This window comes from Gimesia chilikensis (assembly GCF_007744075.1).
Classification (GTDB): domain Bacteria; phylum Planctomycetota; class Planctomycetia; order Planctomycetales; family Planctomycetaceae; genus Gimesia; species Gimesia chilikensis_A.
On the sequence record NZ_CP036266.1, the window covers coordinates 1 to 19,849 of the forward strand.

A 19,849-nucleotide genomic window follows, 5' to 3' on the forward strand; every position below is an offset into this window, starting at 1 on the left:
ATGATGTCAAAATCCGGTCCATCTCAGCAGCAGTCATTCGAGACACCTTTCAAGATATTGAAAGAATATCAGTATGCCAGCACGGCTGTCACCGAGTTACTGCACTCTCTTGAGACGCCGGATCCTCAGCTGATTTACCTGTATGGCCCCTCCGGATGCGGTAAATCAGCCCTGATTCATCATCTGCTGCCCGAGTATCTCGCATTGCATCCCGGGGCAGAGTGGGAACTGCTGACCGCCAGCGAATTTGCCGCCCGCTTTGCCCTGGCGTCCTCAAACCAGCAGATCGCGGACTTCCAGAAAGGTCTGCGAGGGCTCGATCTGCTGATCCTGGAAGACGTACACAGCCTGGAAAACAGGTCTCACACACAGCAGGAGCTGCTGTCTACTCTCGATGATATTCTGGGCCAGGGGGGGCGGATCATCGTGTCTGCGACGAAGCCGCCCGGAGAGCTGGCCTTATTTCTGAAAAAGCTGACCAATCGCTTTCATGGCGGGATCTGTGCGGCGATTCCACCTCTGGACTTTCAGAGCCGACAGGAGTTACTGGAATTCTGGGCCGAGGTGGAAGCGATTCCCCTGCCGAAAAAAGAGCTGACGCTGATCGCACAAAAGAAAGACCTCTCGCCACGCGAGCTGTTTGCGGTGCTGAAACAGCTGCAAACCGTCAGTCGGATCAATCGTCAGCCCCTGGATAGTCGCTTCGTGAAACAGTATTTGCAGGGCAACCTCGAGCCGCCCCGCACGAGTACCGCGAAAATCACGCGTGCGGTCTGCCAGGAATTTAAAACAACCCTGGCTGAAATCCGTTCTGCCAACCGGTCACAACAGTATGTTCTGCCGCGGCAGTGTGCGATGTTTCTCTCCCGGGAACTGACCGATGAATCTTTAGCCAAAATCGCAAATTACTTCAATCGGAAGAACCACAGCACGGTTATTCATGCCTGTCGTCAAATTCAGACCGATCTCGAAAAATCACCTGGATTACGTCAGCAGATTTCTCGCATTAAGCAACAACTGGGAGTATATCTGTTATAGCAGACAGTGAAATCACAGAGACCCGACCGGTCAGATAAAGGATTCCATCTCGAATTCTCCCGGTTGCTGGTGGCCATTTTGTGTATAACCTGTTGATTTCCGGTTGAGAAATGTGGAGCCATTTTCGGGTTCTGAACGCGCCGAAAAGTAGCCTCCACAACCCCTGCTGACTCTCATCATCTCTTGCGCTGCTGCGCCACATTCCACCGACAGGTTATCGACATTCAAATCCTTATCGATAATCAACGTAAGATATTCTCATATAATACCTTACATCGAAAATTTCTAACTTCTTAACAGAATCTTCCCCGCCTAGATAATACTAATAATAAATTAATTAATTTTTAGAGAAAAAGGGTTCTGAAAAACCCCTGGCATGTCGAGATTCGCGTCTCTCCGATGATTGTGAAAATACTTTGAATCACATAAAATACAGACACCAGAAAATCGATATTTTATCGCTGCCAGAATGAGTTCCAGAGGACATGCGGGGCAGCACAATTTACCCATCAAAAATCTAATACAAAGTTGATTCACACATGAAGCTCAGTTGTTCACGATCGGCCCTGTTGTCCGGTTTCCAGATCATTGGAAGCGTCATCAGTTCACGCACTCCCAAGGAGATCCTGAAGTGCGCCAAACTCGAAGCAGGAGACGGCAAGGCAACCTTGAGCGGAACTGATCTCGAAGTCAGCATCCGTTACGACTTCGATGAAGTGGATGTCACGATTCCCGGAGAGATCCTGCTGTCGGTTCACGAGCTGGTCTCGATCCTGAAAGAATCCACCACCGATTCGGTCGAGATCGAACTCAAGAAGGACGAGGAAACCGAGCAGGACTTTATTCTGATTTCCTCGGGCAAGAGCGAATTCCGTCTGTCGGTGCACGATCCTTCTGAATTTCCCGCAGTGGAAACATTCAAAGAATCAAATTACTTCGAAGTTCCCATGCAGTCCTTCCGGGAAATGATCCGGCGGACCGTATTCGCGACCGATCCGGAAAGCACCCGCTATGCATTGGGGGGCGTGCTGTTCGACGTGGAAGGGGACAAGCTGACCCTGGCGGCGACCGATGGACGTCGTCTGGCGATGGTGGAATCTGCCTGTTCCTATCAGGGATCTGAGGCTTATGAAAACAATCGACCTGTGATTCCAGCCAAGGCGATGACGCTGATCGAGAAGAGCCTGACCGGCGATGAAGGCAACATCCAGATTGCGATTCGGGCCAATGACGTGATCGTCAAAAGTGGTCGTTCGACAATTTTTGCCCGCCTGGTAGAAGGCCGCTTCCCCAAGTATCGCGATGTCATTCCCCCGGAAGCGACTCACAGTATCGACCTGGAAGTCGGAACCTTCTTCGGTGCTGTCCGTCAGGCACAGATTGTGACTGATGTGGAAACCCGGGGCGTTGATTTTATCTTCAACAGTGGCCTGTTAACGCTGAAGAGTGTGGCTGCCTCTGTGGGGGAATCGAAGGTTGAAATCCCGATTCCCTTCGAAGGTGAGGAAATCGTCATCACCTTTGACGTCCGCTACCTGGCAGACTTCCTCAAAGCTCTGGATTCCGCCGCTCATATCCAGCTGCAGCTGATCGATTCCGACAGCGCTGCCGTCCTCAAGACCGATGATGGTTACACCTATGTGATCATGCCCCTCTCACAGGCACGGTAATTCATGTCAGAGAAATACGAATTCAAGACCTGCCGCGCGATTCCGGCCGCGACACCTGTCTCCCAGGTGCTCTCGGAACTGATTGCGATGAAAGGGCTGGCTCGGGTTCAGGGAGATCAGCGACTGAAACAGGCCTGGCAACAGGTGGCCGGCGAAAAGATTGCCAGCCAGACCACGATCCTGGGTATCAAGAACCGGATCGTGCAGATCGGTGTCGACAATTCAGCTCTGTTAAACGAGCTGAATTCGTTTCACAAGATGTCGCTGCTGCAGAAGCTGCAGAAAGAGTATGGAAAACAGAACGTCCGCGACATGCGGTTCCGATTGAAATCGAAAACAAATCAGGACAGCAAGCAGGGGTAAAATGGAATGGGAAATTTCTGTTTGCCGTCCGTCACTAATCAGCGATCGTCATCCTAACGGGTAACGATTCAGGAATTCACGGGAGTGAAATTAGAGTGAGCGATCAACAAGAGAGTCAGGCAGACCTGAAAAAAGCGGGCTACGATGAATCGAATATTCGAGCCCTGGAAGGTGTAGAAGGGATTCGCACCCGCCCCGCCATGTACATCGGCGATACCACGCTGCGGGGTCTGCATCACCTGGTTTATGAAATCGTGGATAACTCCATCGACGAATGTGTGAACGGTTACGCCTCCGTAATTAACGTCAAAATCAACGCGGATGGCAGCGTGAGCTGTAGCGACGATGGTCGAGGAATTCCCGTTGGGGCGATGCCCGACATGAACAACCGGCCGGCTCTGGAAGTGGTGCTGACCGAAATTCACGCCGGGGGTAAGTTCGACCGCGAAGGGGGTTATAAAACCGGAACCGGTGGTCTGCACGGCGTCGGGATTACCGCGGTGAATGCGCTCAGTGAATGGCTCGAAGCGGAAGTCCGCCGGGAAGGTCACGTCTGGACCATGGACTTCGCTGCAGGGCTTGTGAAAACACCGCTGCAGAAGCTGGCAAAAACCGAAAAGAGCGGCACAAAGATTACCTTCAAACCCGATGGTACGATCTTCCCCGATACGAAGTTCATCTACGACACGCTGACCAAGCGACTCCAGGAACTGGCGTTTCTGAATGCAGGTGTGAAAATCCGGATTACCGACGAACGTTCGGGACAGACGGATGAATTCCACTACGAAGACGGGCTGGTCGAATTCGTCCGCTATCTGAACCGGACGGAGAATGTGCTTTACGAGGAAATCATTTCGATCCAGGGAGAGATGGAAGGGGTGCAGGTCGACATCTCTGTCCAGCACAACGATGGCTCTACCGAGAATGTCCGCTGCTTTGCCAACAACATTTTCAACATCGAAGGGGGAACGCACTTCTCCGGTTTCCGTGGTGCTCTGACCCGTTCGATCAACGCATACGGCAAGAAAGCCAACCTGTTCAAGGACTTCACACCCAGTGGTGATGACTTCCGCGAAGGGTTGACCGCGGTGATTACCGTGCGTGTGCCTGATCCCCAGTTCGAAGGGCAGACCAAAACCAAGCTGGGTAACAGCGAAGTTGAAGGGATTGTGCAGACGGTTGTCAACGAGAAGCTGATGAAGTTCTTCGAAGAGAACCCCTCGGTTGCCAAGAAGATCGCTCAAAAAGGTCTGCTGGCAGCGGAAGCCCGCGAAGCCGCCAAGAAGGCCCGCGAAATGGTACGGCGTAAAGGTGCGCTGACAACCGGCGGCCTGCCTGAAAAACTCCGTGACTGCCGCAGTCGTGAGCTGGACATCACCGAACTGTACCTGGTTGAAGGGGATTCGGCCGGTGGTTCTGCGGATACCGGTCGCGATTCGAACATTCAGGCAATCCTCCCGCTGCGTGGTAAAATCCTGAACGTGGAAAAAGCCCAGCTGGTCAAAGTGCTGGATAACGCGGAAATTTCCAACATCTTCAAAGCCGTGGGTGTTCCCCCGGGAGCTGAGTTTGATGATGTGACCAAGCGTCGTTACGGTAAGATCATTCTGATGACCGACGCCGACGTCGACGGTAGCCACATTCGCACGCTGCTGCTGACCTTCTTCTTCCGCCACATGCGGGAACTGGTGAACCATGGCTGTGTGTATGTCGCACAACCTCCGTTGTACCGCGTCGAACAGGGTAAAAAACGGCGCTACGTGCAGACCCAGGAAGAGATGATGAACGAGCTGGTAGAACTGGCTCTGGGCGATGCGAATCTGACCTGTGAGGACGGCACCGTATTCGAAACGGAAATGCTCGATAAGCTGGTCAAGCTGGTAGGCGAACTCGAAGAGCCTTTGGGAACACTGGACCGCCGCGGGATTGACCTGAAATTCCTGGCCCAGAATCACGCCACTGACGAGGGACTGCTGCCTCAATACCGAATCTTCCTGGGTAAGGAACAGTTCTGGTTCACCTCGCAGGATGATATGAAAGAATTCCTGAAAGAGGAAGAACAGAAGCGGGGCGAAGAACTGCGGATTGCCGATGAAAACGGTGATTCCTCAGCCGATTCCGAAGAGGATGAAGAAGACTTCGGCAAAGATGATGGGTTACAGGTTACGGACATTCACGAGATCCGCTCGATCAATGAGTTCCTGAAACAGCTCAAGGGTTACGGCATCGCGTTGAAGGATTTCTATTCGCCCGGCAACCGTAACGGCGAGCCGATCTTCCCGTTTACGATTCACAGCGGCAACAGCAATGTCAAGCTCAGCAGCCTGCGTCAGCTGCTTCCCTCGCTGCGTGATCTGGGTGAAAAAGGTCTGAAGCTGACCCGCTTCAAAGGACTGGGCGAAATGAACTCAGAAGAGCTGTGGGACACCAGCATGGATCCCGAGAACCGGGTTCTGTTGCAGGTCGGCATGGAAGATGCCGCTGCCGCCGATGAGATCTTCCGCGTCCTGATGGGTGATGTGGTGGAACCCCGCCGCGAGTTCATCGAGAAACACGCCTTGGATGTGAAGAACCTCGATATTTAATCATCGAGGTCTTCAGCTGGCGAATCAGACGAGATCGGAGCCTTCCAGGGATGCAATGAAGGGAAGGTGCCGATACTCGTTGTTGAAGTCCAGACCATAGCCGACGACGAAGTGATCGGGAATTTTGAAGCAGTGGTAGTCCGGTCCGAAATCGACTTCAGTGGCTTCCTCTTTCCAGAGCAGGACTGCAGTTTTTAGCGAGCGTGGTTCCTGTTCGTTGATCTGTGCCATGACCTTCTGCATGGTTTTCCCGGTATCGAAAATATCGTCGACCAGCAGGACATCGCGTTCGCTGAGGTCGGGCAGATAATCCAGATTGACGAACAGCTCACCTGGTTTGGTTGATTTACCGCGATAGCTGGATGCCTGAAGCAGTCCGACCTGATGCGGTACATCGATGGCACGAATCAGGTCTGCCAGCAGAACCAGGCTGCCGGCGAGGATGCCGATAATCGTTAAGGGGCGCCCCTGGTATTCCTGGGCCAGTTCGCGTCCGAGCGCGATTACCCGTGAGTTGATTTCGTTCTGGTCAATAAGAACTTTCAAAGCAACAGCCTTTCGTTAACTTGTCTCAGTCGTATCCCCGGCGAGTTCGGTTTTCATGAACTCCCTGAGCAGCATGGTCGCATACACGCCGGAGGGGAGCGTGAACTCGAAGCGTACCCCGTTTTCTGTCGGTTCCAGCTGGAGTGCTTCCGGCCGGATCAGGTAGGGGCGCCTGGTTCCCGCGGTCAGTTTTTTATAGCGGTTAAACAGATCGGGCTCCAGTCCAAAGTCGTTCAGGACCTGCTGTTCCTGTGCGGATGTTTCCTGAGTCGGCTGTTTCATTTTCGGACCGAACAGGGGGCCGGTGATCATGGTTTCTTCCTGATCGAATCGTTGCTGTTCGGCGGCGACATCTTCAACGATGAACAGTCCCCCCGAGGCACAGACCTGCATGACGTCTCCCATTTGAACGGTCTGCTGCTGACCGGCAAGAATCCGGTTGGCGAGCGCGCGATTGAACAGTGCCGACTGCACTGCCGAAAGGGCCAGCCGCTTGAGGGCTTTATTTCGCATGTATTTCCCCGGGACCCGTTTACCCTGGAGTAGTTTGAGCCCCATGTCGAAGGTCTCGTTGTCGCGGCCCATCCGCTGGGCACCGTAGTAATTCGGAAAGCCGGTCTGAGCGATCTGTTCCTGAATCGCTTGCGCTTTGTCGAAGGCGTTGTCTTCTGTATCGCGGACGATAATCGAGAAGCGATTCCCTTTGAGGTGCCCGGTTTTGAGTTTGTTCTCGTGCCGGGTTGCTTTGAGAATCTGGATGCCGGTGAATTCGAAGGTTTCAACCAGGGGTTCACATGCGGCGGGGACAGACACATATTGACGTGTGACTGCAAAGCGGTCTTTGAGTCCGGCGACGCCGATGTCGCGTGGATTGATCTGCAGGATGCGGGCCAGATTCTTCACCAGATAGGGGGCGGAGACGTCCCGTTTCTCAATCCAGAGGAACAGGTGTTCGCCGGCTCCCGTGGGTTCGTAGACGGGAATTTCGTCGACGACGAAGTCCTCGGGGGTCTGTTTCAGCTGGCCGCCGATCCCCGGTAAGTCTGGTGTCAGAAAAGGGAGTGTTTCGATTTCGGACTCAGACATACGGGGAGATTCTACTATCTATTGGCTATCGCGAGAGAAAACAGCCGAATGAACCCTTCACCCAGTTCGAGGTTCAGGCTGAACTGACTGGCGGTGATTTTAGGAGAAAAGGTTACCAGATCGCCACCGGTAGCGAAGGCGACTTTCGCGGATTCCACAAATTCCGGATCCTTATTCTTCTGACTGGCCAGGGGGAGAATCGAAGCGAATTTCAAAGAGAACAGGAAGGGGGAGCCGGGTTTTGTCTGTTTACCCTGTTTGGCTGCTGCGGAGATCGAGGCGGAGAGCAGTTCCAGGCTTGATGGTTCGCCCATGGCGACCCAGCACTCTGTATCACTGCAGCCGAGGAAAATAACGGGGTTTTCCCCGAAGATATCCCGGGCGTTGTTTTTCACATCATCGGGAGAGATTTGATGAATGACAACACCTTCGACCTCCGCCACATTGGCTTTGATGCCTTTGGTATCTTCTGCCTGGGAGATCAGATCGAAGAATTCCTGCAGGCCTTCGCGGAACGAAGCCGCCTCCTGGAGTTTCAAAGCGCCGATCAATGCCAGTTTCTCGTCGCCGTTCTGAACCAGTTTGATGTGGGCATCGAGTTTACCGGACTTGACCGTTGATTCTGCCGACTTGAAGATCTTCGCGGCTGGTCCCGGGTTGGCTTCGCTGCCGAAAAACACGGGAGGCACATTGGATTTCGACTGTTCGATGACGTCGAGCAACATCTTCTGTTCGATGTCTTTGTGCAGGGGAACGATCGTGTATCCCAGCACATCGGAGTCGGCGGCATTCAGGTAAGAGTACTGGCTGGCTTTCTGAGAGAGTGCTTCCAGCTGTTTTGTTAAATCGGTTCCCGGTTTGGCTTCGATGCCGAAATGCAGCAGGATCTGTTTTTTCTGCCGGGAGAGTTCGTAACCCAAGGTCAACGCAGAGCCCTCTTTGGCAATCGTCTGGAACTGCTTGAAGATCATCATCGTCGTGGCTTTGCGGCTTTCGAACTGGAGGTCCGTTTCGCTCTCTTTCTTCTGCAGTTGATCGTCGATGCGGGCGCTGGCCAGGTCGACGGCCATCATCCGCATCGGCTCGGGAACGTTCTTCAGTAGCAGAGATGCTGCGATATCGTATTTTTCTGCCAGCGGTTTGGTGAATTCGTCGGGGTTATAAAAGTCGCGGTCGAGGGCTTCGCTTTTGATCTGCACGAAGGCGTAGTCATGGGCCATTTTCAGGTGCAGGGAGAATTGTGGCAGGGCGACCGTGTAACGGTTCTCCTGATCGGGAACCGGGTTGAGGAGAATGCCGACTTCTTCGAGTGTCGTTTTCAACGCATCCAGATCTTTGATGGGGATAAAGCCGACGACTTCGGGTTGCGGCGAGATGCCTTCTTTCAGAAAGACAAAGGCGCCAAGCGGTCTGGTTTTATCGATGCCATCCAGGTTGCGATACTGAGCCAGGAAGCCTTTGATCATCGCGGGATACTCGGGTTTGTCGATGGTGGAGAACATATAGTCGACATCATCCAGAACCCGGTCGATGCTGGCGATCGACGCCACGGCGATGGGCTGGTTCCAGTCGATCTTTTCTTTGCGGGGTTCGTCTGTTTTGGGTTGCGCCAGGGCCAGGGTGCTGATGGCCAGAAAGGAGAGGGTCAGAGTCACGCGTTGAAAGAGTGAAGTTCTCGACAATGTCTGCACGGCAGAACCCCTTCATATCAAAGAAGAATCAATGGATAGATGACAATGAGAATACGTGACGGACCGGATCTCAAGCGAGAACCGGAGCGTCTGTATCAGTGTACCTGTCTGAGCGGAAACGGGTTACAAGATTTTTGGAATTTCCCGTCAGTTCGTCTGAAATGCATCTTCGACGAGGAAGACGATCAGAGAGCGTGCGCCATGGGCACCGATCACCAGTGACTGTTCGATGTCGGCCGTTTTGGATGGGCCGGACATGAAGGTTCCAAAGCTGTTCTCCGCAAAAGCGAGTCGTTCGTAAGCTTCGGCCATGTTGTTGATCACTGCGGAAGCGGGCACGAGCAGGGCCACGTGTTGTGCGAGAAAGTAGAGTACCCGCGCTGGTCCGCCGTCGTTGGTAATCCAGACGGCACCGTTTTCTGCAACAGCGAATTCGCCGGGAAGAATGGCAAAGTCGATGTCTTCGAAATCGTGGGGATCAGTGATTTCGGGGATCGAAACATTCGGATTGCCGCACTCGGAAATCTGAGAACAGACTTTTTTCGCATTAGTGAATGCAGGCATTTCTGCGAGTTTCTGAGTCGCCTCGGCAACGTCTTTGACCTGCAGGCAGATACCACCGACGCCGGAAAGGACCTCGGTGAACTGCGCAGTCGGATCGGGATATTGAATCCACCGCTGTTTGAGTTCGGGAGCTTCCAGGTTGGGGAGTTCGACGGGAGGGACCGACTGCTTCCGGAGCTTGCTGAGAATGTCGTCTTTACTTTTTGTCATGATTCTCTTTCATCCATTCCCGGAAACTCTGTTTGGGGAACTCGGGCAGCTCCCGCTGTTTTCCCCAGTCGTTCAGGCGATTATACAGCAGGAAGCGGGGCAGCTTGGGTACGATCCAGCGGGCCAGCTTACCGGACAGTTTGTAGAGCTTTGGTGCCTGCATCATCCAGGACATCATTTTCATCGAGATCCGTTTGGAGAAGGGGAGGAAGCCCTTGATGCGAATTTCTTTCCGCCAGGTGAGCAGCTGATGATGCAGATCGATTTTGACCGGACAGACGTCGGTGCAGGATCCACACAGGCTGCAGGCGAAGGGGAGCGAAGAGTTCTCCTTGGGATCACGGGCCGGTCCGAGGATCGAACCGATGGGCCCGGGAACGGTGTTGCTGTAACTGTATCCGCCACTGCGTCGGTAGACGGGGCAGGTATTCATACAGGCGGCACAGCGGATGCAGTTCAGCGAGCGACGGAATTCATCGCTGCCGGAAATTTCACTGCGACCATTGTCCAGGAGGACGATGTGCATTTCCTGTCCGGGGGCTGGTCCATGGAAGTGAGAGGAGTAAGTGGTAATCGGCTGTCCGGTCGCCGAGCGGGCCAGCAGCCGGAGGAAGACGCTCAAATCGCCGGCACGGGGAATCAGTTTTTCGATGCCCATGCAGGCGATGTGCAGTTTGTTGAGTGAGGTTCCGAGGTCGGCGTTACCTTCATTCGTGCAGACAACAAAACCACCGGTCTCAGCGATCGCAAAGTTGACCCCGGTAATACCAGCTTCGGCCTGGATGAACTTCTGCCGGAGATGCTGCCGGGCGGCTTCTGTCAGGTACTGGGGATCGGTGGCCCCTTTTTCGGTACCCAGTTTTTCGTGGAACAGCTCGCCGATCTCTTCCTTCTTGATGTGAATTGCGGGCATGACGATGTGACTGGGTGGCATGTTCTGCATCTGGACGATGCGTTCGCCGAGGTCGGTGTCGATGATCTCAATCCCGTGCCGTTCGAGGTAAGGGTTGAGGTGACATTCTTCAGTGAGCATCGACTTGCTTTTGACTACGCGGCTCACGTTGTGCTGTTTGAGAATGCCATGGACGATTTCGTTATGCTCGGTCGCGTTGCGGGCCCAGTGAACGTGCACGCCGCGGGCAGTCGCGTTGCGTTCGAATTCTTCGAGCAGGTTTGGCAGATCGGAAACCGTATGCTGTTTGATCTGTGAAGCCTGTTCGCGGAGCAGTTCCCATTCGGGGAGCTGGTTGACGGCTTTGTCCCGCTTGGAGCGAACGAACCAGAGCGACTGATCATGCCAGTGCGCACGGTCTTTGTTCTCGATGAATTCGGCTGCTAATTGGGGGTGTGAAGGCATGTTATAAACACTCAGCAAAAATTTCGGAGATGTGCATCACCCGGATCGGTTTCTTCTGTCGACGGATGATGCCATTCAGATGCATCAGGCAGGACATGTCCAAGGCGGTGAGGACTTCAGTGCCCGCCTGCTCGTGATCGTGGACGCGGTCTTCGCCCATCATGCAGGAGACCGCTTCTTCCGCCACGGAGAACGTTCCCCCGAAGCCGCAGCATTCGTCGGGCCGCTGCAGCTGGGTGATTTCGACCCCCTCAATACTTTCGAGCAGAGCCCGGGCGTTTCCAAAGGGTTCGCCTACGACTTCACTGGAACTGGCCAGGCGGAGTTCTCGTAAACCGTGACAGCTCTGATGCAGGCCGACCTTGTGAGGGAAGCGACCCGCGAACTGTTTTACTCCCATTACGGTGGTCAGGTAGTCTGTGAACTCATAGGTTTTTCCTTTGAGATTCTCGTAGTCGACATCGTTCTGGAAATATTCGTCATAGTGATGCGTGACCATCGAGACACAACTTCCCGAAGGGCAGACGACGGCGTCGTACGCTTTGAAAATCTCGACGAAGCGCTTTGCCAGCGGTCCGACTTCATTCGTACAACCGGTGTTGGCCATTGGTTGACCGCAGCAGGTCTGGCTTTCGGGATAGTCGACTTCGACACCGAAATGCTCGAGGATTTTCAGAGTGGCAATCCCCACCTGCGGGAACAGCTGATCAACATAACAGGGGATAAACAGGCCAACTTTGGGCGCCATGGCAGGAAACTCATCAGGGGTTTCGAAGGGTTCTCAATTCAATCACTGATACTCTCTCTTTTATAGTCCTCCGGGTCATGAATGCCAAGCCGACCACGAGTTGAGAATGCGGACGTTCAGTGAGAAATCGCGGTCAATGCACTCAGAAGGGAAGCCTCAGTGAGATATTAAATCTTCCTGCGTAATTCCTGTGCCCCTGATTCAAAGAGGATTGAGCGTACTTATGCGGCGGGTCTCAGAGAGACGGCACCCGCGGTTTGCCAGTTTTTTTCGATGTGCGCGAGATTCAAGCCACCCACAACCAGATTACTGACACCGGGATTTTCGAGGACAAACGAGATCGCTTCCGCAGGGGGAAGATGTCCGGAAGCGAGCCCTTTTTTGACCAGAATGCCGACACCCTGGTCTGCAGCGCGTTGAATCAGCTCTGCGTGCGAAGGATCTTCGAGGTGATATTCGACCATCAAGAGATCAGCCCACTTCAGAGCCGCAGTGCCACCTGCCACGGTTTTTCCTGACAGACCGATCCAGCGAATCTTGCCCGCCTGTTGAAACGACTGCAGGACCTCTACGGCATCGCTCTCGTTGAGAATTTTCTGATCGTCTCCGTTGGAGTGAATCAGAACCATGTCCAGCACATCGGTCTTCAGGCGTTGCAGACTTCGCTCCAGGCTGGCGGTCAGACTCGCGCGAGAATAGTCGTAGTTTGATTGTCCGTTTTCAAAGGTCTCACCGATTTTGGTCGACAGCAGAAACTCAGTGCGGCGGTGTGACAGAAAGCGGCCGATACGTTCTTCGCTGATGCCATACGCGGGTGCCGTGTCGATGTGATTGATACCCAGATCGAGAATCGAGTTGAGTAGCGTTTCGGTGGTGGCGTCATCGGGCAGGTCGTAAGCCTGGCTGTATTTGATCTGTTGATTGCGGCCGATCTTGAACGCGCCGAAGCCAAGAGCACTGATGGAAGCACCCGTATTTCCCAGGGGACGATATTGCATGCTGATGAGTCTTTCTGCTTCAGGCGGCGGTAGTACGTGCGTCGTTCTCTTCCAGTGTCAGCCACTCCGATGCTGTTTCCCAGGGAGGCAGCGCGACAGTGGGGCGGGCTAATTTCTGGAGTGCCGTGAGATCGGAATGCTTGCCAGACGCAGGCGAGATTCCCTGTTTCTTGAGGCAGTCGAACACATCTTCTGCCAGCTGTGGTGCCAAAGCCAGTTTGGTAGGCCAGGCGGTGATCAGGTTTCCTTCGACAACCAGTTGAGGCGTTTCCGGTCGCAGGCCTGACTTCGTGGCTCCTTCGGCACGATCAACCTGGTACGAAGTCCATTCCAGGCCGGAGACGTTGATCCCGGGCATGACAGCCTTTAGCTCCCGGGCAGCGTGAGCGACGAGTTCCTGTCGAGACTGACCAACGCCCTGTTCGGCGATCTGGCCTCCCAGTTGCCAGACAGTGCGTCCCTGGGAGTCGGTATCTGAAGTGATCGTCACCCGTGTTTTAGCGCCGTCGACACAGTGCCCGTTGAACGGCGGCAGGTTACCCCGCACGAGAACCATGTGCAGGGGGCGTCGTTGCATGAAGGGGGCGGTCTGAGAAACGGCATCCGGGCGTGCCTGGGTGCGAAGCGATTCGTTACCGCTGCCGGCAGTCAGCAGAACAGAACGAGTGTTGATCGTAAGTGGATCGTCCTCGGTGGTCTGCAGTTGAACCGCAGTGATGTTTCCGTGTGTGTCTGTTTGAAAGGTCAGCTGTGCGGGATCGTATTTAAAAATCTGGTCGGCGTGCGTTTGTGCCAGATTGCTGATCAGGCTGAAGGGAGAGATCACCTGTTCTTCCATGACGCCGATGGAACCGGGGCAGCCGGCGAGGACCGACGGTGTTTCGTCAGCGGTCAGACTTCGGGGTGCGACGCGGAGACCCATTTTGGCACCGAACATTCCCAGCCGTGAGGAGAGGGATTCGGTTCGCCAGAGATAGCAGTGAGGTGAGCGGACTTCGGTCTGCGAAAGATCGGGCGTCTGTTCGCCGGTGAGGGATTTCCGCCAGATCAGCGGCATCTCACGGATTCCGCGTGCGGATCCGGTCATCATGCCCTGCAGCGTGTATTTCAATCCGCCGTGGATAATTCCCTGGGAGGCGATGGTCTGGCCGCTGCCCAGTTCGAAAGCTTCGAGCAGAAGACACCGGTATCCCCGCCGCGTGGCTTCGCTCAGGGTCCAGAGGCCGGCAATGCCTCCTCCGAAGATAATCAGATCTGCCGCAGGCACGATGAGAATCCTTTCTCACAGTGAGAAGGTGTCCCTTCCCGTAAAACGTCAATTTGAACGGAGTTGAAGCTGTTTTTTAATGATTTTACCCCGATTCGGGAAGGTGAATCGGGGTAAAATGCGTGTTCAGAGTATCAGTTTCAGCGAAAAAGGAGCGTTCGGAGCATCCAGATCAGATGGAGGCCCGGGCTTCTTTCTTGAGCAGCACGATGGCTTCGACTTCGACTGAGATATTACCGGGCAGTGAACCCATGCCGACGGCACTGCGGGCGGCGCGACCATTTTCGCCGAAAATCTGCACCATCAGATCGCTGAAGCCGTTGATGACCTGTGGATGATGTTTGAAATCGGGGGCGGCATTGACCATGCCGAGCACTTTGACGAAGCGATCGATGCGATTGAGGTCACCCAGGTACTGTTTGAGGGTCGCCAGCATGGTCAGACCAACAGCGCGGGCCGCTTCAACACCCTGTTCCTCGGTGATTTCTTCGCCAACCCGTCCTTTGTGCATAGAGCCGTCCGTTTTGACGGGGCCATGGCCGGAGATATACAGCATGTCTTCCACCTGGACGACGGGGTTGTAGATTCCACCTGGTTTGGGGGCTTCAGGGAGTTCCAGATTCAGTTCCTGAATTTTTGCCTCGATGCTCATTTTCGGTTCCTGTGTTTAAAAAGTTCGATTCGATCAGAAAGTGTCATTTCAGGCAGCCGATTCCCGGGCGGGCGAGGGGTGCCGACTCTATTCCAGAATAAAACGAGCCCTGCTGATTTCCAATCGCCCGACGAAAACTCTTTTCAAAAACAGAATGATCCGGGAGAAGTCCAATTCCGTATCCAATACGGGTAGGCGTGGAAAAATAGAAAAAGGGTGTAAAAATCCTTTCGGAACTGACTATCAGACCGTTATGATACGCGGGAGAGAGACCTCTCGAAATCAACTACTTGCAGGGAGTTAAGCAGACTATGGATAATCTTTGGCAAATCGCAGGATTTCTGCTCGGGGGATTTTGTATCATCCTGGGCATCGTCTTTCTGGCGTTGTTCGCCCGGTATTTCAAGCTCTGGATCCAGGCCTTCTTTTCCCGTGCGAAGATCGGCCCGTTAGCTCTGGTCTTCATGTCGCTCCGGAAGGTAAAACCTTCGGTGATCGTGGACACCAAAATCATGGCGGTCCAGGCGGGTCTGACAGATATTCCGACGCAGTCATACGAAGCTCACTACCTGGCGGGGGGCAATGTGCATCGTGTGGTGCATGCGTTGATTGTTGCACACCGGGCCCGAATCGAACTCGACTGGGATACCGCCTGTGCAATTGACCTGGCAGGACGAAACATCATCAGCGCGGTGGAAACAAGCGTGGACCCCAAAGTCATTGACTGTCCCGATCCGAAAAAGAGTGGTCGGCCGACTCTGGATGGCGTCGCGAAAGACGGCATTCAGCTGAAAGCCCGTGCTCGCGTCACGGTGCGAACCAACCTGAACCAGCTGGTGGGTGGGGCAACGGAAGATACGGTTATCGCCCGCGTCGGCGAGGGGATCGTCTCCGCCATCGGTTCCTGTGAGAGTCATAAAGAAGTTCTGGCGAATCCGTCCGTGATTGCCCGCAACGTGCTGGACCGGGGCCTGGATTCTCAGACTGCGTTTTCGATTGTTTCAATTGATATCGCCGACATTGATGTGGGCGAGAATATTGGCGCCCGTCTGCGAGCAGACCAGGCAGAAGCGGACGTACGAATTGCCCAGGCCCGGGCAGAAGAACGCCGTGCTGAGGCAGTTGCCTCCGAACAGGAGATGGTAGCCCGGACTCAGGAAAACCAGGCGAAAGTCGTCCTGGCGGAAGCAGAAGTGCCTCTGGCGATGGCCGAAGCCTTCTCACATGGTAATTTACGGGCAGTTTAACTGATTTAATGATCAGTAGATAAGAGGTTGTCGATCAATACAATCAGTCCGGCTGTAAGGGATTCAACAGCACCAGAAATGGTTTCAAAGCGGACTTGATTGAGAGGTCGATGAATTAAAGCAGCCAGACAGGATGTGTTTTTGTAAAAACTGGTTGAAATTTAGTCTGGTGATTGACTAATATGGTGTCAGTAACAGCAGCAGGAGGTTGTTGTGGACTGAATTCTCCGGATCACCTCGAGAGAGTTTTTGTTTACCTATGGCAGAAATCGCAAATATCAATATTACGGAAAAACAACTGGACCTCCTTTTGTCAGGTTTGCGCTACGTTAAAAGTGCGGAAAAGCTGCGAGTGGAAGATCCCACACCTGAATATGTCCGTAGCCGGACCGAGAAGCTGGAAGAAATTACCGCTCTCGAAAAGACTCTGAATTCTTCACCGCGCCAGGAAAGTGCTGCTCAGGTTTGAGAATTACCAGCGCTTAGGTTGAGTTTAGTTCCCAGATTCAATTCAATAGGACGGTTCGCGTTGCGCGCATTGGCCCAGTCCCGCCGCGCAGCGTACCGTGTTTGTTATGATCTGATGAGATGGGAATATCTTACCTCCTATGCGTTATGAGCATGTCTGCGTCGAAGCTGTCAGTTGTACGCTTCCCCCCCACGTTGTCACTTCGGATGAACTCGAAGCGCGTCTGGCCCCGGTTTACGATCGTTTAGGTCTGCCTGCGGGCCGACTTGAGCTAATGACGGGTATCCAGGAACGCCGCTTTTTTGATCCCGGAACACTCCCCGGTTCGATCAGCGCGCAGACCGTCAATCAAATGCTCGACGAAAGTGGATTCGACCGCAAACACATCGGCGGCCTGATTCATGGCTCCGTCTGTCGCGATCAGCTGGAACCGGCGACCGCCAGTGGTGTGCATCATGCCACACAACTTCCTCAGAATTCCCTCGTTCTAGACGTGAGTAATGCCTGCCTGGGTCTCTTAAACGGCATGGTTTTCCTGGCCAATATGATCGAAATGGGTCAGATTCGTGCCGGGATTGTGGTGGGAACTGAAGTCGGACGCGATCTGGTGGAAGGGACCATCGATGATCTGCTGGAAGACAGCACGTTGACCCGCAAATCGATCAAGAATCATTTTGCCTCACTGACAATCGGCAGTGGTTCTGCAGCGATCCTGCTTTGTGACCGTAAGTTAAGTAAAACCGGTCATCGTCTGCTGGGGGGGAGTTTCCAGACTGACACGTCCAGTCACGAGCTCTGTGCCGGGGGTGTCGAAGCCCAGAAGCACGGCGATCACCGGCCGCGGATGCAGACCGATTCCGAATCCCTGCTGGTGGCAGGAGTTAACCTGGCGATTCCGACCTGGGAAGCGACTAAAACCACTCTGGGTTGGGAAAACGAGGATGTGAACCAGGTCTTTACCCATCAGGTCGGTAAAGCACACCGGAAACTGCTGCTGGATAGGCTGGGCCTCGATCCCGCTTTGGATTACCCGACCGTTGAACGGCTGGGTAACACTGGAGCCGCCGCCCTCCCCATGGCATGGGCGCTCGGGATTCAGGATCAGATTCTGCGGGACGAGGCCAAAATTGCCCTGCTGGGAATCGGCAGTGGTCTGAATTCTCTCATGCTGGGTGTCCAGTGGTAAGACGCGCTTCTCTGCGCGAATAATTCTCTCTTCTTTCTGAATCCGGGGTCCCGGTTATCTGTAGTGGTTATTGTGTTTGGGGTGGTTTTTATTAATTTACCGCTCCGGGGGATCGTGCCTGCCCTGAGTCCGTCTGGACACTAAGTTCCGGTTATTACTGAAAATCCGAACGGTCTGCATATCTGGATTGCCGGAAATGTTCCGATGTTTGCCAGTAGCGATGCCTGCTACCGGTCTTGAGGTGCAAGATCGAAGTTCGCGGTACATGAAGTTTTTCCGCGGCTGTTTTCAGTCAAGGCGCTCTCAGTCACTTTCAGGGATGTCACAGACAGGATCCGCCAGATGCGTTTACGCTCTCTCTTATCAGTTGGTTGTGTGCTTTCCTCTTTGACTGCTGCCGAACTCAAAGCGGAAAATCTGGGATCGATTGTTCCCCCCGCGCCCGCAGCACAGTCTGAGACTGCAGGTGAAGACGCTCAGCTGACTCCGGTCGCTGAAGTGTTTCAGCCTGGCGCAGATCCGATTGAGTCAGAAGAGAATCCGCAACCGGAGACCCTGAATGAAACTGAGGAGTCGGAAGACCAGATCATCTTCGACGATCCCTCGCCGGTAAAACCGCCGGCCGATCCGTATAAGCCCCTGTTCTTTGATAACACTTTCGGCAGCTATCTCAGCAATCCCAACCATCCCTGGCTGTTGGGAGAGCGGTTGAAGGAGATGCCGCTGGGAGATGAATGTTCGCCTTACACTCTGTCGGTGGGTGGCGAGCTGCGGCACCGCTGGATGCACGAACAAAACCGACTGCGTCCCGGCGGACCCATCAATACCGATTACAATCTGTGGCGCTGGCGTCAGTACTTCGATCTGCATATCAGCGATTTTGCCCGCGTCTATTTTGAAGGCATTGATGCCTCGATCTTCGATAACGATCTGCCACCTACGCCGATTGATATTAACCGCTGGAATGTGCAAAACGCGTTTGTGGATGTCAAACTGCACGAGTGGGATGGGGCGCCCGGGTGGTTCCGCTATGGTCGACAGGAAATGTTGTACGGTTCTCAGCACCTGATCTCACCCCTGGACTGGTCGAATACCCGCCGGAATTTTGAAGGCTTCAAATACTTTCACCATACCGATTCGGTACACTTCGACGCCTTCATCACCAACCCCGTAAACGCAGCAGCCGGAAATCAGCCGCTTTCCCGGTATGACAATGGCCGGGATAAGCCGGATACCTCGGTGACTTTCAGCGGGATCTACATGACATTCCTGGACGCTGGTCCTGAGCTGATCGACCTGTATTATCTCTGGCTGCGTGATGAAACCAACACGCCGAACCGCCCCGATGGTTCACGTCATACCCTGGGGGGACGCTATAAAAACTCCTGGGAAGTTCAGAACGAATGCTGCCAGGTTACCCGCATCTGGGACTTTGAAACCGAAGGTGCTTACCAGTTCGGGGTCGATGACAGCAAGCGTGTATCGGCAGGGTTCTGGACCGCAGTACTGGGTCACACCTGGACCACGGTTCCCTGGCAGCCCCGTTTGAGTGGTCTGTTCTACTACGGTTCAGGGAACCACGATCCCAACGGAAGCACGAACAATACGTTCAACACACTCTACCCGCTGGGCCACGCCTACTGGGGGATCATCGACAACCTGTCCGGTCAGAACCTGTTTGACTGGAGCCTGCAGCTGAATGCGAAGCCGGCAAAGAAGGTGAGCCTGGTCAGTGCGTTCCACTGGTTCGAAAAAGCAACCAGCAACGACTACCTGTATAACGTCGCCGGTGCTCCGGTCGGAACGCTGGGAGGCAGCCGCGACATCGGACAGGAACTCGACCTGATCGCGATTTACAACTTCAACCCGAACTTCAACATCCAGGCCGGCTACTCCTGGTTCTGGTATGGCGACTTCGTCGGGACCAACATTCCGCCACGGAATACCGCAACTCAGTTCTACGTGCAGACGACTGTGCGGTATTGATCTGATTGTGGGATGAGTGGATCTTTCGCCGGGTGGTCCCGAATGTAATTCGGGATTGCCGCAGGCAACAGGAGGTGGCTGAGAGAACGTTCTTTGCAGAGAGCGTGTCCCTGAAGCTTTTAATCTTGTAACAGAAGCTTTGTTATCCACTGTCTGCGTGAATTGCAACCTCCTGCTCGCTGCGCT

18 protein-coding genes are annotated in these 19,849 nt (G+C 54.1%); 8 read left to right on the forward strand and 10 right to left on the reverse strand.

What is annotated here, in order from left to right; translation table 11 throughout:
- The gene (locus tag HG66A1_RS31780) at window positions 1–1,038 is read left to right on the forward strand and encodes a DnaA ATPase domain-containing protein (RefSeq protein WP_197993740.1); all 1,038 of its coding nucleotides are present in this window, start codon (window positions 1–3) and stop codon (window positions 1,036–1,038) included.
- A 30-nt stretch (window positions 1,039–1,068) separates the two neighbouring features.
- Here the strand turns inward: HG66A1_RS31780 and HG66A1_RS00010 are convergent, their stop codons facing one another.
- Entirely contained in the window at window positions 1,069–1,284 is a 216-nt protein-coding gene (locus tag HG66A1_RS00010) for a hypothetical protein (protein ID WP_145179598.1), read from the reverse strand.
- 293 nt (window positions 1,285–1,577) lie between these two features.
- On the opposite strand from HG66A1_RS00010, the gene dnaN reads away from it, so the two are divergent.
- The 3 genes from dnaN (at window position 1,578) to HG66A1_RS00025 (ending at window position 5,656) form a co-directional block, all read left to right on the forward strand.
- On the forward strand, window positions 1,578–2,708 hold the full coding sequence (dnaN, locus tag HG66A1_RS00015; protein ID WP_145035295.1) for a DNA polymerase III subunit beta: 1,131 nt from the start codon (window positions 1,578–1,580) through the stop codon (window positions 2,706–2,708).
- A 3-nt stretch (window positions 2,709–2,711) separates the two neighbouring features.
- Complete coding sequence (locus tag HG66A1_RS00020; RefSeq protein ID WP_145179600.1) at window positions 2,712–3,071, forward strand: DUF721 domain-containing protein; 360 nt, start codon at window positions 2,712–2,714, stop codon at window positions 3,069–3,071.
- Between the two features lie 95 nt (window positions 3,072–3,166).
- Complete coding sequence (locus tag HG66A1_RS00025; protein WP_145179602.1) at window positions 3,167–5,656, forward strand: DNA gyrase subunit B; 2,490 nt, start codon at window positions 3,167–3,169, stop codon at window positions 5,654–5,656.
- Between the two features lie 24 nt (window positions 5,657–5,680).
- On the opposite strand, the gene hpt is transcribed toward HG66A1_RS00025, so the two are convergent.
- The 9 genes from hpt to HG66A1_RS00070 all read right to left on the reverse strand — a co-directional run bounded on the left by hpt (window position 5,681) and on the right by HG66A1_RS00070 (window position 14,775).
- The gene (gene hpt / locus HG66A1_RS00030; protein WP_145179604.1) at window positions 5,681–6,202 is read right to left on the reverse strand and encodes a hypoxanthine phosphoribosyltransferase; all 522 of its coding nucleotides are present in this window, start codon (window positions 6,200–6,202) and stop codon (window positions 5,681–5,683) included.
- Window positions 6,203–6,217: 15 nt separating this feature from the next.
- A complete protein-coding gene (gene truD, locus HG66A1_RS00035) occupies window positions 6,218–7,288 on the reverse strand; it encodes a tRNA pseudouridine(13) synthase TruD (RefSeq protein WP_145179606.1) in 1,071 nt (356 codons plus the stop codon).
- Window positions 7,289–7,302: 14 nt separating this feature from the next.
- Window positions 7,303–8,979 carry a hypothetical protein gene (locus HG66A1_RS00040; protein ID WP_145179608.1) on the reverse strand — a complete coding sequence of 559 codons (1,677 nt, stop codon included), beginning with the start codon at window positions 8,977–8,979 and terminating at the stop codon, window positions 7,303–7,305.
- 147 nt (window positions 8,980–9,126) lie between these two features.
- Window positions 9,127–9,753, reverse strand: coding sequence for a lactate utilization protein C (locus HG66A1_RS00045; RefSeq protein ID WP_145179610.1), 627 nt, complete (start codon window positions 9,751–9,753; stop codon window positions 9,127–9,129).
- Window positions 9,740–11,110, reverse strand: coding sequence for a LutB/LldF family L-lactate oxidation iron-sulfur protein (locus HG66A1_RS00050; RefSeq protein WP_145179612.1), 1,371 nt, complete (start codon window positions 11,108–11,110; stop codon window positions 9,740–9,742). Before HG66A1_RS00050 ends, HG66A1_RS00045 begins: the two co-directional genes overlap by 14 nt.
- A 1-nt stretch (window position 11,111) precedes the next feature.
- Window positions 11,112–11,858, reverse strand: a complete 747-nt coding sequence (locus HG66A1_RS00055) for a (Fe-S)-binding protein (RefSeq protein ID WP_145179614.1) — start codon at window positions 11,856–11,858, stop codon at window positions 11,112–11,114.
- 221 nt (window positions 11,859–12,079) lie between these two features.
- Window positions 12,080–12,856 (reverse strand): aldo/keto reductase, encoded by a 777-nt coding sequence (locus HG66A1_RS00060; RefSeq protein ID WP_145179616.1) that lies wholly within the window; start codon window positions 12,854–12,856, stop codon window positions 12,080–12,082.
- Window positions 12,857–12,875: 19 nt separating this feature from the next.
- Complete coding sequence (locus HG66A1_RS00065) at window positions 12,876–14,123, reverse strand: FAD-dependent oxidoreductase (RefSeq protein WP_145179618.1); 1,248 nt, start codon at window positions 14,121–14,123, stop codon at window positions 12,876–12,878.
- A gap of 172 nt (window positions 14,124–14,295) precedes the next feature.
- Window positions 14,296–14,775 (reverse strand): RidA family protein, encoded by a 480-nt coding sequence (locus HG66A1_RS00070; protein ID WP_145035318.1) that lies wholly within the window; start codon window positions 14,773–14,775, stop codon window positions 14,296–14,298.
- Window positions 14,776–15,086: 311 nt separating this feature from the next.
- Between HG66A1_RS00070 and floA the strand changes: the two genes are divergently transcribed.
- From floA to HG66A1_RS00090, 4 genes are all read left to right on the forward strand, one after another.
- Window positions 15,087–16,022, forward strand: a complete 936-nt coding sequence (floA, locus tag HG66A1_RS00075; RefSeq protein WP_145179620.1) for a flotillin-like protein FloA — start codon at window positions 15,087–15,089, stop codon at window positions 16,020–16,022.
- Window positions 16,023–16,233: 211 nt separating this feature from the next.
- The gene (locus HG66A1_RS00080) at window positions 16,234–16,491 is read left to right on the forward strand and encodes a hypothetical protein (RefSeq protein WP_145035323.1); all 258 of its coding nucleotides are present in this window, start codon (window positions 16,234–16,236) and stop codon (window positions 16,489–16,491) included.
- Window positions 16,492–16,630: 139 nt separating this feature from the next.
- Entirely contained in the window at window positions 16,631–17,677 is a 1,047-nt protein-coding gene (locus tag HG66A1_RS00085; RefSeq protein ID WP_145179622.1) for a 3-oxoacyl-ACP synthase III, read from the forward strand.
- 342 nt (window positions 17,678–18,019) lie between these two features.
- The gene (locus tag HG66A1_RS00090; protein ID WP_145179624.1) at window positions 18,020–19,663 is read left to right on the forward strand and encodes an alginate export family protein; all 1,644 of its coding nucleotides are present in this window, start codon (window positions 18,020–18,022) and stop codon (window positions 19,661–19,663) included.
- Window positions 19,664–19,849: the final 186 nt, after the last annotated feature.